The organism is Neobacillus sp. DZ-9, assembly GCF_059587065.1.
Genome location: NZ_JCAIOL010000005.1, coordinates 483,572 through 496,124, shown reverse-complemented (window position 1 = coordinate 496,124; position 12,553 = coordinate 483,572). Strand labels below are relative to the sequence as shown.

15 protein-coding genes are annotated in these 12,553 nt (G+C 38.9%); 4 read left to right on the top strand and 11 right to left on the bottom strand.

The genetic code is table 11. The features are described from left to right. Positions 1-34: 34 nt before the first annotated feature. A complete protein-coding gene (locus AC59HZ_RS17315; RefSeq protein ID WP_496547029.1) occupies positions 35-880 on the bottom strand; it encodes a sensor histidine kinase in 846 nt (281 codons plus the stop codon). 408 nt (positions 881-1,288) lie between these two features. Then, entirely contained in the window at positions 1,289-3,028 is a 1,740-nt protein-coding gene (locus AC59HZ_RS17310; protein ID WP_496547028.1) for a glycosyl hydrolase family 18 protein, read from the bottom strand. A 166-nt stretch (positions 3,029-3,194) separates the two neighbouring features. Here AC59HZ_RS17310 and plsY point away from each other — a divergent pair, with 166 nt between their 5' ends. The 4 genes from plsY (at position 3,195) to AC59HZ_RS17290 (ending at position 5,941) form a co-directional block, all read left to right on the top strand. Further along, on the top strand, positions 3,195-3,794 hold the full coding sequence (plsY, locus tag AC59HZ_RS17305) for a glycerol-3-phosphate 1-O-acyltransferase PlsY (protein WP_496547027.1): 600 nt from the start codon (positions 3,195-3,197) through the stop codon (positions 3,792-3,794). Positions 3,795-3,913: 119 nt separating this feature from the next. Beyond that, positions 3,914-4,090 (top strand): hypothetical protein, encoded by a 177-nt coding sequence (locus tag AC59HZ_RS17300; RefSeq protein WP_496547026.1) that lies wholly within the window; start codon positions 3,914-3,916, stop codon positions 4,088-4,090. 123 nt (positions 4,091-4,213) lie between these two features. Next, the gene (locus AC59HZ_RS17295) at positions 4,214-5,362 is read left to right on the top strand and encodes a CapA family protein (RefSeq protein WP_496547025.1); all 1,149 of its coding nucleotides are present in this window, start codon (positions 4,214-4,216) and stop codon (positions 5,360-5,362) included. A gap of 282 nt (positions 5,363-5,644) precedes the next feature. Beyond that, a complete protein-coding gene (locus AC59HZ_RS17290) occupies positions 5,645-5,941 on the top strand; it encodes a HesB/YadR/YfhF family protein (RefSeq protein WP_496547024.1) in 297 nt (98 codons plus the stop codon). 25 nt (positions 5,942-5,966) lie between these two features. Here the strand turns inward: AC59HZ_RS17290 and AC59HZ_RS17285 are convergent, their stop codons facing one another. From AC59HZ_RS17285 to mtnA, 9 genes are all read right to left on the bottom strand, one after another. After that, positions 5,967-6,278 (bottom strand): hypothetical protein, encoded by a 312-nt coding sequence (locus AC59HZ_RS17285; protein WP_496547023.1) that lies wholly within the window; start codon positions 6,276-6,278, stop codon positions 5,967-5,969. 18 nt (positions 6,279-6,296) lie between these two features. After that, positions 6,297-6,728 carry an acyl-CoA thioesterase gene (locus AC59HZ_RS17280; RefSeq protein WP_496547022.1) on the bottom strand — a complete coding sequence of 144 codons (432 nt, stop codon included), beginning with the start codon at positions 6,726-6,728 and terminating at the stop codon, positions 6,297-6,299. A 28-nt stretch (positions 6,729-6,756) separates the two neighbouring features. Next, positions 6,757-9,087 carry an AAA family ATPase gene (locus AC59HZ_RS17275; RefSeq protein WP_496547021.1) on the bottom strand — a complete coding sequence of 777 codons (2,331 nt, stop codon included), beginning with the start codon at positions 9,085-9,087 and terminating at the stop codon, positions 6,757-6,759. Positions 9,088-9,197: 110 nt separating this feature from the next. Continuing rightward, positions 9,198-9,416, bottom strand: a complete 219-nt coding sequence (gene tlp / locus AC59HZ_RS17270; protein WP_496547020.1) for a small acid-soluble spore protein Tlp — start codon at positions 9,414-9,416, stop codon at positions 9,198-9,200. A gap of 125 nt (positions 9,417-9,541) precedes the next feature. Continuing rightward, a complete protein-coding gene (locus AC59HZ_RS17265; RefSeq protein WP_420491684.1) occupies positions 9,542-9,682 on the bottom strand; it encodes an acid-soluble spore protein N in 141 nt (46 codons plus the stop codon). Positions 9,683-9,750: 68 nt separating this feature from the next. After that, positions 9,751-9,882: an FbpB family small basic protein gene (locus AC59HZ_RS17260; RefSeq protein ID WP_160723454.1), complete on the bottom strand. Its 132-nt coding sequence runs from the start codon at positions 9,880-9,882 to the stop codon at positions 9,751-9,753. A 126-nt stretch (positions 9,883-10,008) separates the two neighbouring features. Further along, positions 10,009-10,545: a peroxiredoxin family protein gene (locus AC59HZ_RS17255; protein WP_496547019.1), complete on the bottom strand. Its 537-nt coding sequence runs from the start codon at positions 10,543-10,545 to the stop codon at positions 10,009-10,011. Between the two features lie 106 nt (positions 10,546-10,651). Further along, positions 10,652-11,449, bottom strand: a complete 798-nt coding sequence (locus AC59HZ_RS17250) for a class II aldolase/adducin family protein (protein WP_496547018.1) — start codon at positions 11,447-11,449, stop codon at positions 10,652-10,654. 15 nt (positions 11,450-11,464) lie between these two features. Then, positions 11,465-12,514: an S-methyl-5-thioribose-1-phosphate isomerase gene (mtnA, locus tag AC59HZ_RS17245; protein WP_496547017.1), complete on the bottom strand. Its 1,050-nt coding sequence runs from the start codon at positions 12,512-12,514 to the stop codon at positions 11,465-11,467. Positions 12,515-12,553: the final 39 nt, after the last annotated feature.

Sequence of the window (12,553 nt, the reverse complement as noted above, 5' to 3'; positions counted from 1 at the left end):
AAAAAACATAATAAACTGTTCTAAAAGGAAAAACTTAATTGGATGGAGTGTTATCAGAAACGGATACCTTTGGCAGTAATAAACTGAATCGGGCACCAGGGCCGGTATTTTCTACCGTGATAGAGCCATTCATTTTCTCGATGATCAGTTTTGACATATGTAGTCCGAGGCCTGTGCCTTGCGGGCGCGTTGTAAAATATGGCTCAAATACTTTATGGATTTGTTCTGGGTCAATTCCGCCGGCATTATCGACGAATTCAGCTTTTATGATGTTATCGGTTTCCGTTAATTTAATGATGATTTTTCGATTAGGAATTTCCTTATGTACAAAGGCGTCTCGTGCGTTTGTTAAAATATTAAGTACGACCTGGCTGTATTCATTTGGTACTCCATAAGTCATTTGCTGACCCCTGTACTCAAATTGAACCACAATCCCATGGTTTTGAAGGCTTAAAGAAAAAATAGACAAAGCCTCTTCAATGGAATCACCAACAGAAAAGGTGGTTTTTTCTTTGTTAAATTTGTAAAATTTCCGAAAATCGTTAATTGTTTCTGACATCTGTGTAATCTGACTCATGCTGTCTCTTGTGAATCGATCTAAGTATTTGTCGTTAATTTCCCCATATTCCAGGGCATCTTTTAAATCATGGATTAAGAGGGTTAAACTGTTTAAAGGCAGCCGCCACTGGTGACCAATGCTAACTAACATTTCCCCCATTGCAGCAAGGCGCGATTGCTGAATTAACAGATTCTCTTTTTGTTTGTTATCTGCGGCAATCTCATCAATCCGTTTCTCTAAATATCGATTTAATTTAATGGTTTCTTCATATTTTCCTAACAATTCCTGGTAACTTAAATCATTTTCCATTTGCATGTTCATCACCCTCACTCCCTTAGAAAAATTTTTGGAATATAAAGATAAACCGACCAATTTTGGTTCATCTGGCCGGTAATTCTTCGTTATATATGGTGATATATCTAAATTATATTGGGCGTATCCATGTCTTTCAACGGATTAACAAATCGTTAGAAAATTCTCCATATTTTTGTAATAAAATTGACTCTAATTGTTCTTACTTTAAGGCTATTTTCGCAAAGATTGTTGTTTTTCGTATAAGATCATCAACCCGTAAAACATGATTCTTCGTGGCATCTTTTCGTAAGAACATTTGCGAAAATTGCCAAGAAACTTTGTAAATGACTCTTAAAAAGTTCTAAAAGAAACAAAGGTTACGAAAAGAGCCTAATTTAAACAAAAAACCGGCAAAAGCCGGTTTTTGTTGCCATTTTATTTTTGGGTAATCGCTTTGCTGGAATTTAGATTTAATGCGGTCCACGCAGTTTGATCGCCAAAATATCTTGACCAGGTTCCGATGCCAGCAAGCTTGTATTTAATCGCTAAATCTGCTCGCTTTTGTAAGGACTGTACATCCTCAATCCAAATTCTATAGGTGGTTTTTTCAGCTTCTGCATAATACTCTGCATAATTTTGACCGCTTTCTTCATCGTACGAAGGTTGTAATCCCTTTTCAGTGATCCATGCTTTTACTTTATCCATTGCTAGTGCCTCAGCACTAAGTTCCTTTGTTCCGTCTAGCTTCGTTTGTTCCTTCCAAAGTCTCGCATATAAGGGAACGCCAAGGACTAACTTTTCATTTGGAACCTCTGTCAGCAGTTTCTGTAAATTGCTTTCGACCCATGGAAGACTTGCCACACTCCCAGCAGCAGAGGAAGCACCCGTGTGTTCATCATAGGCCATCACGATTAAATAATCAGCAATTTGGGCGAGTTTCGTTCTTTCATAGAAGGATGACCAGTTGTTATTTTCACCAGCGGAAAAGGTGATATCCATTGAAACGACCAATCCAGCTTCATGCAAGTATGGTGTTGCTTCCCTCATAAACTGGGTCACGAGGGGACCATCCTCTGGATTTACATTTTCAATATCAAAATTAATCCCCTGTAATTGATACATCTGGCTAAATTGCAGCAATTGGCGAATGATATTTTGCCTTGTTACATAGTCTTTAAATGCTTCGCTTGTGAGCTTTGGATTAAAGGCATTAGAAAACACTCCCCAAACTTGATAGCCTTTTCCATGCGCCCATTTGCTATAGTCAAGAGAAGCAAGATTTTTAATCGTTCCATCGCTTCCGGCAAGAGAGAACCAGGTTGGTGATACCACATTCACGCCAGCCATTTCAGGAATTTTTGCTGAATCTGGATTTTTCTTATAAACAGCTTCCCATGTTAATTGAATCGGCCCATCTAATTTAGGCAGCTGAAAGGTCTTACTTTCTAGGTCTATCGTGATTCTTTCAGCTTTCTCCTTTTGGACATACTCTTTTTTGATATAACCACTAATTCCATTGGTTTTCCTGACAAGATAGAAATTTTCCTTTTCACCCTCAATGGTGACGGCTTCTTGTTTCTTCATATCTGCTGTGTAGGGTGATGACCATGTGGGCTTAGTACGGAGTCTTAGCTTTTCTTTATTAACGTCCTTATCTATTAATCTGGCAGTCTCGTATTTCTCACCATCGTTCTGAATCCAAATGGCTTCACTTCCCGGTATTTGCTTGTATTGAATAGGAAAGAAAGAAAGGATCGAATCAATAGCAACGAAAATTTTTCCGTCCTTCGATAGAATGGGTGACAGCTGTAAGGTAACTCCCTTTTGATTAACAAAATAGGTTAATGAATCGGTCGGCATTTGAACAACTTTATCCTTAGTTGTAATAATGACAGATTTTGATTTTTCATCATAAAGGATGGATGGATCAATTTGCTCCTGTAAAAATGTTAGTGGGACAAACACAGTATTCCCTTGAATAATGGCATTTCCCTGCTGGTCCCCTTTATAAAGTATCGGATTTTCCCCTTTAAAATAAGTTATTTTCTCTGTCGAGGCAAAAGGATAGAAAAATAGAAAAATCGATGAAATGATAAGCAAACCAGCCCCTATCAATCCGCCGATGATTATTTTTGGTGATTTTGTCTTTGTCTTATGATATTCAATGCGTGCCATGAATTATTTCCTCCTCGATTCTATCGTAAGGTATCTTTTGGGTATTGAGAAGGAATTTTTCTTAATTAGTTATTTTTTCGTGGCTAAATCCAAGCTGCATAGTGTTTTTTCAAAAATACATGGTAAAATAGAAGAACTGGATCTTTTATAGAAGGAGAAATTATCAATGGTTCAAATTATTTTAGTATTGATCCTGGCATATTTGCTCGGCTCTATCCCCTCTGGTTTAATTATCGGAAAAGCGTTTTATAAAACGGATATCCGCCAGCATGGAAGCGGAAATTTAGGCGGTACCAATACCTTTCGAACCCTTGGGGTAAAAGCAGGTTTAGTCGTTACCTTAGCTGATATATTGAAAGGAACGTTAGCAGCAGCATTGCCGCATTTATTTCATGTTGACATAAATCCTTTGATTGCTGGAGGTTTCGCTGTTGTCGGCCATACGTATCCCATCTTTGCCGGGTTTCGCGGCGGAAAAGCAGTTGCGACTTCAGGTGGTGTACTTCTGTATGCCGCACCATGGATGTTTGTAGCAGTACTAATTGCTTTCTTTATTAGTCTATACATAACGAAATATGTTTCACTATCTTCGATGATTGCAGGAATTATAGCGATTCTTTTTACATTAATATCTGGGTTTACTCGAGAATGGGATATCCCCTTACTAATTGCGGTAACATTATTAGTAACCTTTGTCATATACCGGCACCGGGCAAATATTAAAAGAATTATCAATAAAACAGAACCGAAAATTAAATGGCTCTAATAGGATCTAAACGGTCCTATAGGGCCTTTTTTCATGGAATTTTCATAATTGTTCCATGCATCCCGTATGATTTAAGGTAAAATAAAGTTATATAACAGTACCTTTTGGGGGTGTTTTGGATGCAAAAAGGAAAGAAAGACTATCATTTTTCAACCGTTGTATCAGATAGTAATGATGAAAATGAATTTATTGTTGAATTTTCTCCTTCTCAACCCGCCGATCCCACTCAACCAAAAGTAACGAAAGATTTTGATGAATTACTTGAGTTCCTTCTTGAAATAGACCAAAATGAATAATTCATTAAAAAAGCGGAGCCGCCATTAACTGGTGTCTCCGCTTTTCTTTATTTTCGAAGCATTATTTTAATATTTACCTAAATTATAGTAATAATAAGAAACAAACCACTTATAGGAGTACATATGAAAAAAAGAGTCATTGTACCATCGTTTATAATAATATTTATTTGTATTTTCGGAACCGCTTACTTCCTTCTTCAACAAAAAAATACCGACAAAAAAGAAAAGCATCATTCGTTTCAGATACATAAGAAAAGGCCTTCCTTGATTGAAAATCGAGAAATGACGGAAAAGGTTACTCTTGGTGCCATTGGGGATATTCTGATCCACAATTTTGTTTATCAAGATGCCTTCAATGGAGCTTCCTATAATTTCATTCCAATGTTTGATAATGTAAAGACGTTGTTGGAAAATCCTGATATCCTTACGGCAAATCAGGAAAGTATGTTAGGAGGAGCAGAGATCGGGCTGTCAGGCTATCCAATGTTTAACAGTCCCCATGAGGTTGCCGATGCCCTTGTTGCAACAGGTGTTGATATTGTTTCTACGGCTAATAATCATACCCTCGATAAAGGCGAAAAAGGAATTCAGTCTGAAACTGCCTATTTGAATTCGATCGGTTTACCCCATGTTGGGAGCTTCCTTGATGAAAAAGATCGTCAAAAATTAAGGATAATCAATAAAAATGGCATTAAGCTTGCCTTCCTTGCCTATACGTATGGAACGAACGGCATCCCTGTTCCAAAAGGAAAGGATTTTCTCGTTAACCTTATCAATCGAGAAGTGATGAAAGAAGAAATTCATCGAGCTAGAAAAGAAGCCGATGTAGTGGTGATGAGCATCCATTGGGGAAATGAATATCAGCGAATCCCGACGATAGAACAAAAGGATTTAGCTCAATTTCTAGCAAATGAAGGTGTTGATATCATCTTTGGATCGCACCCCCATGTCCTTCAGCCGATGGACTGGATTGAAACGAGAGATGGCAGAAAGACGTTCATCACTTATTCATTAGGTAATTTTATCTCTGCCCAATACGGTGATTATAAAGATATTGGCGGTTTAGCGACCATCGATATTTTTAAACATATTTCCGACAAAGGAAATTCGATTGAACTTTCGAATCCTAATTTTTATCCAACCTATGTGACGAGCCATAAACATCATCATTATCGTGTCGTACCTTTAGAAAAAGCAGGAGGGTTTGGATTGCAAAATGCAGAAGCAAAATACAAAGAAATCCAATCCCACATGGTTCAGTGGCTTAAATAAACCGCGGCTTATTTATAATGGCTATGTTAAGCCATTATTGACTTTAAACACTGTTGATTGGAGCGGAAGGCGCGAAGACTCCTGCGGGAGTACGGGTCAGGTGAGACCCCGCAGGCGCTAAAGCGCCGAGGAGGCTCACCGACACGCCCGCGGAAAGCGAAGCGCCTGGAGCGTATATCAACAACAAAGTTTAACCCATAAATATATTAACAAGATTAATCGTTATGCCCAAAAAGAGTTATCATTTATAATATGAGTGAGGAAAAATGGAAAGGAGACCGCATGAATATACACATTTCAAAAGAAGCAGCAGCGTGGTATAAAGAGGAACTCAATATAAAAAAAGGTGACTTTGTCCGTTTTTTTGTTAGATATGGCGGATGCAGTACGGTCCAAAGTGGATTTTCTCTCGGAGTTTCGACCGAGGAGCCAGTCGATATTGGTGCAGCCTCAAACCTTGATGAGATAACTTTTTATATTGAAGAAAAAGATTTGTGGTACTTTGACAATCATGATTTAGTCATTACCTATCATTCTGAATATGAGGAACCAGTCTTTGAATATAAAAAAATAGGTTAAAAAATTAGGCACAGTTGCAGATTCCTTAATTCTCAACTGTGCCGTTCATCCATATATGTTCCATTAAACCTTCCTGCTTAAGAATCTCTTGCTGGCGCGGGCCAATTAAATCAAAATGAGAATAGCCGTCGATTCGGTGATGAATCCACTCTTTCCTCAATCCGTATTTTTTCCCCCATTCTGCCAATTTCTCAAGATCCGAGCAGCCCACCTTTGTTACAGTCTTACAACCAGGGAATCGGTCATCCAGCCAGTAGTGGGTTAAAAATGCAATTTCCCCGCTATCGATTTTCCTTTTCCATTCGATTAACTCCCGCCTTTTTATACCAAAAGCCAATTACTTCACCCCAATGCTTCAATCCTTTTTCTTAATTTCCTCGTACTTTAAATACCATTCCGGAAAGGTCTTCTTGAAAGAGGTGGGTCTGAAATTATCTTTTCTGACAATAATATGGGTGGATTTTCCTTCGGCACACACCTCCTCCTCCCCATTGAAAATGGTATAACCATAGATGGTCTTGACTCCATCATTAAGTTCAACCCATGTTTTGACGAAAGCTTTATCACCATATCTTAACGGCTTTTTGTAGGTGATTTGAATATCATAGACAGGCGCATAATAGCCTGCTTCTTCCATTGATAGATAACTATAACCAATATCTTCAATAAACCCTGTACGGCCTAACTCAAAAAATTTTAAATAATTAGCATGATAAATGACACCCATCATATCTGTATCTGCGTAGTAAAGCTGAATTTCTCTTAGAGAAACAAAATAATTATCCACAAAAATGTTCCTTTCTTTTCTCGTTTATTTACATTTTCATTTTCATCAGTGCGAGTTTAACATCCTCCATGTCTAGAAATAAAAAATGATCAAGGAGATTTGCTTCTTGCCCTGTCATTAATCTAGCAGCCTGTGCTTGAATGATTTCATCGACCAAATTGGTTGCAAAGCGGCCATTCCCTTTAAAATTTTCAGCTTCCATCGTTTCACGGAGCAACATACTCGCTTCTTTTGTCAATTGATATTGGAATCGTCCGGCATAGGCTTCCATAATGGACAGCATCTCTTCCGAAGAATAATCAGGGAAGAAAAAGAACTTTTTAAACCTTGAACGGAGCCCAGGATTACTTTCTAGTAATTCTTCCATTTCGTTTGGATATCCTGCTAACACGACAACCAAATTTTCATTATGCTTTGTCATTTCATCGACGAGTGTATCAATGACCTCTTTGCCGAAATCACCGGTAGTGTGGCTAAGTAGTGAATAGGCCTCGTCGATAAACAATACACCCCCAAGGGCTTGCTTGATCATTTTCTTTGTTTTCCCCGCCGTCTGCCCCACATAGCCTGCCACAAAATCGGCACGGCTGGCGACAATCAGATGACCTCTTTTTAAGATGCTACACTCTCTAAGCATTTCAGCATATAGTTTGGCGACCGTTGTCTTACCAGTCCCCGGATTTCCAGTGAAAACTGCATGAAGCTGAATCGGAACTGTTGTCAGTCCTTGATTACGCCTGAACTGCTGCATTTTTACAAAAGAAATCAGAGCATGCATTTCATCTTTAATGGAATTTAAACCAATTAATTTATTTAATTGATCCTTTGGTGAATCATCCGTTTTCGGGTTATCAATCAGGAAGTCTTCTTTGTTTAATAACATATAATCAATGAATTCTTCGTTATGAACCTTTTTTTCCGATCCTTTTTTGAAAATAGCATCCATAACAATGTTTTTAACCGTTCTAGCATTTCCGAATGTGTCATCCACCCGCTCCATATCTATTCGGTTAACTATTTCGATTTTCGCCTCTTCCGTCATAAAATAATCATTCTCTGAAGCAATTTGTTCAGCAATCATCACTAATTCATCGTTTGAGTAATTAGGGAGGTGAATGAAATTAGATTGTGGAAAGCGACTTCGTAAGCCCGGATTTGCATCTAAAAAGGATCGCATTTCTTCCGGATATCCGGCTAATATGACGGCGAACTTTCCTCCGTATTCCTTACTCGTCATCATCGAAACAAGTGTATCTACAGCCGCCTGACCATAGTCATTTCCTGATTGGCCCTCGCGTTTAAGGCTGTAAGCTTCATCAATGAATAGTACTCCCCCAATCGAGCGTTCAACGACAGCCTTAACGTTTTCTTCGGTCTGACCGACAAAGGCTCCAACCAATTGTGCCCGATTCGTCTCGAGCACTTCTTCACGGGGCAAGACACCTAATTCGTGATAAATTTTAGCCAACAGGCGGGCAAGTGTTGTTTTCCCGGTTCCTGGATTCCCAGTCAAGATCATATTTAGGCTTAAATCATCTTTTATTTGGAACCCAATTTCTTTGCGGGCCTTTTGATACTTGATAAATCGATATAAATCGTTGACCCGCTTTTTTACCTGCTCCATGCCGACCATTGTGTTCAGCTGGTCCAAGGCATTTTCATAGGTTACTTCGATTGCCTCTTCTTCTTGAAAATGACCTTGCCATTGCCGCTTAATATCTTCCACAGCTGCCAAATGTGATTTTAAATCATCATAAAAGGTGGAGGTATGAAACACCCCAGTGATGGATTGGTCGTATTCTTCTGCTGCCTTTAACAGACTGACGGTTTCGGTTATAGCAGAGGATAACAACTTAAAAAGCATTTGATACCTTGAGGTAATAGTATGATCGTTCAGCCCAGTTGCAAGGTTCATTTCCTTTTCCAATTCACTTAATGAATCGTCAGCCTCTGATAAAAATCGTTGGCAAATTTGTATGTATTCTTCCGCTGTTTTCTTTTTAGCCGTGCGGTTATCTGTTTCCCTAATCGATGGAAAAGAAAGCTGTGTCAATACATCTTTCCATTTTTTCCAATCAGACTGAAGCAAATATTCCTTTGCTTCTTGATTATGTGGATTTAGCTCTAGCGCTTTGTCCAACCAAAAATCGGCCAGTGAATCCTTTTTATTCTGCCACTTTCTTGAAATAGCCGCAAAGGTTAAGAGCTTCGAAAGTGTTAGCGGATTTCTTTCACTCCCTAACAAACTCATCAACAGGTTTTCATCTGATATAAAACCATTTTGATCTAATTCTTTTTCCCAACGGATTATGTGCTGTTCTATTATGTCTTGGTTGTTTACTTGTTGATTCAATATCATCACTTCTTCATCAAAAATTCCTTTTTATCTTACCATACAATAAGGCATGTACCTAAAAAAAGGACCTGTCATGTTTGACTAGATCCTTAGGCGTTTAAGTCTAAATTTTTTCAGGTTTCATCCTGAATTTCTGCTCGGAATGATTCAACACTTTCGCGTCTGCGGTCATTTTTTGCTTCGATTTGCTGGCGTTGTTGTTCACTATCCGTAAAAGAAAGAGATTGCTCTGCTTTTTGAATATTATCCTCGGTATTTTGAATCATGGCCTGCAGCTTTTCAGCATTATCGCTGCGATCATCTGGTTTTGGTTGGTTATTGTATTGTTCCATCTGTGAATCCTCCTTAAATATAAATGGTACAGATATAGTTTGTCATGGAGGTTAAAAAATATGTGAAGAATTTCAACAAAAAAGACCCGCGGGCTTAAGCCTGTAGGGTCTTATATCCAATAAAATTATTCACCTTTTGTTTGAATTACCTGTGCATGCTTGCCAGATGTATCATTCATTTTGTTTCCTTTATTTCCACTAATCCCTTTAGGTTGTGTCCCTAGATGGTCTGGGGCGAAACGTTTTGTTTTATAGCCTTTAGTCATAGTCAAAATCCCTCCTTGGTTATATTTTGTCCATAAGGATTACAAACCATGATTGGCAAACATTGTGATTACTCTGCTTTGCCGAGGCGTTTTTCTTCTAAGCGCTGTTCGATTTTTTCCATTGCAGCACGGTCTTTCAAAAGTTGAGATTTATTTTCTAATACTAGTTCTGCGAATGAGCGTTTTCTAGGTTTTCTCATCACTATCACCTTCCTTATATCCTATTGTAACAGTTATTATGCCCGGAATCGGTTGCAATTATTACAACTTTTTGAAAATTTATATAAGATAAAAAAAAACGCTGGTATTATACCAACGTTGTTCGACTACTTTAATTTACTTGCATTGTTTTTCATGATATCAAGAGTCATAGCTCCGGTAAATTTATTCTGAATGATGCCTTTACTATCTATAAAATAAGTAGTTGGAATCGATAAAATTTGGTAATTTTCATTTACTTTATCCTCTGCATCAAGAAGGATTGGGAAGGTGATCTTGTTTTCATCAACAAATTTCTGGACTTCCAACTGCGGGTCTATGTTGACCGCCAAAATGACGAGATCATTATCCTTTTCTTTGTAAAACTGCTCCATTTCAGGCATTTCCGCTTTACAAGGTGGGCACCAGGTTGCCCAAAAGTTCAACATGACTTTCTTCCCTTTTAAGTTCGATAACTTAACTGTTTCACCAGTCAATGTTTTTAATTCAAAATCAGGCGCCTTTGCCCCAATTGCTAAGCCTTCCTTATTCATTGATGCAGTACTTGCGGTATCGGGTTGTTCTGTCTTTTTGTCCATAGCCTGTACAATTGCTACAGTAAGCAATGAGATCAAAACTACAGCAGCAATGACTTTTTTCATCATACCCGACTCCCTCCTTTATCCAATCATATTTGCTACCATTGATTTTACACTATAATCCCTGTTGAAACAAAGGTTGGTTATGCCGATTCTGTGAACAATGGCAATGTTACTTTAATATGTTTTTTAATTCTGTTAAGACCCTGCTTGTAACCTTTTCAACAATTAGATTGATATCCTGCTCTGAGAGTGAATGTTCGAGTAGGTTTGTGATTTTCTTCGCATGCATCCCAGCTGGAACATCTGCACCATTTGGCGAAATCCCATTGATACCCATCTTTTGTTTCATATCAATAAGCGATTGGACGTGCACTTTTGATAACTCTCGGTCTCCGTTCATCTGTTTTGCAATCCAATTGATTTTTGCTGTAAATTCTAATGATTCCATTAAAAAATAAGCGTGTTCAAGATTCCGGCCCCATGTCAAAGCTCCGTGGTTTTCCAGCAATACACCCTGATGCTCTGGAACAAACTCCTTAACAGCATCTGGTACTTCGGAAGTGGATGGTGTTCCATATTCTGCGACCGGAATTGTTCCTAAATAAACAACCGACTCCGGCATGATGGCTTGATTTAACGGAACTCCCGCAATGGCAAATGCCGTTGCATACGGTGGGTGTACGTGCACAACCGCATTTATATCCGGACGCTCTTGATAAACAAGCAGATGCATTTTCATTTCTGAAGTCGGCCGGTAATCTCCTTCTAACACATTACCTTCCCCATCTACCTTGATAATCATATCCGGGGTCATAAACCCTTTACTTACACCTGTTGGCGTAATAAGGAATTCATTTTGGCACAGACGAATGGAAATGTTGCCATCATTCGCTGCAACAAACCCTTTGTCATAGATTCTTTTGCCGATTTCACAAATTTGTTTTTTGTGTTTTATCTCCATTTTCATTGCTGCCTCCGTTCATTACTTTTTAAAAAGTTTTGGAAGCTCTTCTAGGTAATTCCCTCTTAGTATGCCCTTTTCTGTGATGATCGCTGACACCATATCATGTGGAGTCACATCGAACGCTGGATTAAAGACCTTTACACCTTCAGGGGCCGTTCTTTTCCCGAACCCTTCCGTTATTTCAGAAGCCTCCCTTTCTTCAATAGGGATATCAGCACCTGTTTTCGTTTGTAAGTCGATGGTTGGGGTTGGAGCTGCAACATAGAATGGTATCTCATGGGCTTTGGCTAGTAATGCCACACCATAGGTACCAATTTTGTTGGCTACGTCTCCATTGGCTGCCACACGGTCGCATCCGACAATAACAGCCTGCACCCAGCCTTTTTGCATCACCATGGCGGCCATACTGTCGGTAATCAAGGTAACATCGATTCCTGCTTGCATTAGCTCCCATGCTGTCAAACGGGCTCCTTGCAATAATGGTCTTGTTTCATCTGCATACACTTTGATATCCCAGCCTTTTTCTTGCGCAAGATAAAGCGGCGCAAGAGCCGTCCCGTACCTGGCCGTTGCAATACCGCCAGCATTACAATGGGTTAGAATACCCATACCATTATGAAGAAGTGTTAAAGCATGCTCACCAATGGACCGGCAAACTTCTTCATCTTCCGTTCGGATTAATTGGGCTTCATTTTCAAGTGCCTCTTTAATTCGGGCAACGGGTTGGTCTTTTTCTTTTTGGGCACGGTCATCCATTCTTTTTAATGCCCAAAATAAATTGACCGCTGTTGGCCGGGATGTCGCTAAATAGTCAGCTTGCTTTTTAAATACAGAGTAAAATTCGTTGAAGGAATTCTCAGGTGCATCTTTGATACCAAGTAATAATCCATAGGCCGCAGCAATCCCAATCGCCGGTGCGCCTCGGACCTTTAATTGTTTAATCGCATCCCAGGCATCTTCAATTTTCGTGATTTCAAGAAACTCGGTAATCTCTGGAATTTTGGTTTGATCTAATATGTTTAATATTCCGTTTTCGTAATAAACAGATTGTAAAAATGAGCTTTCCACTTAAAAATCATCTCCACTTCTATATGTATAAGTCTGCAT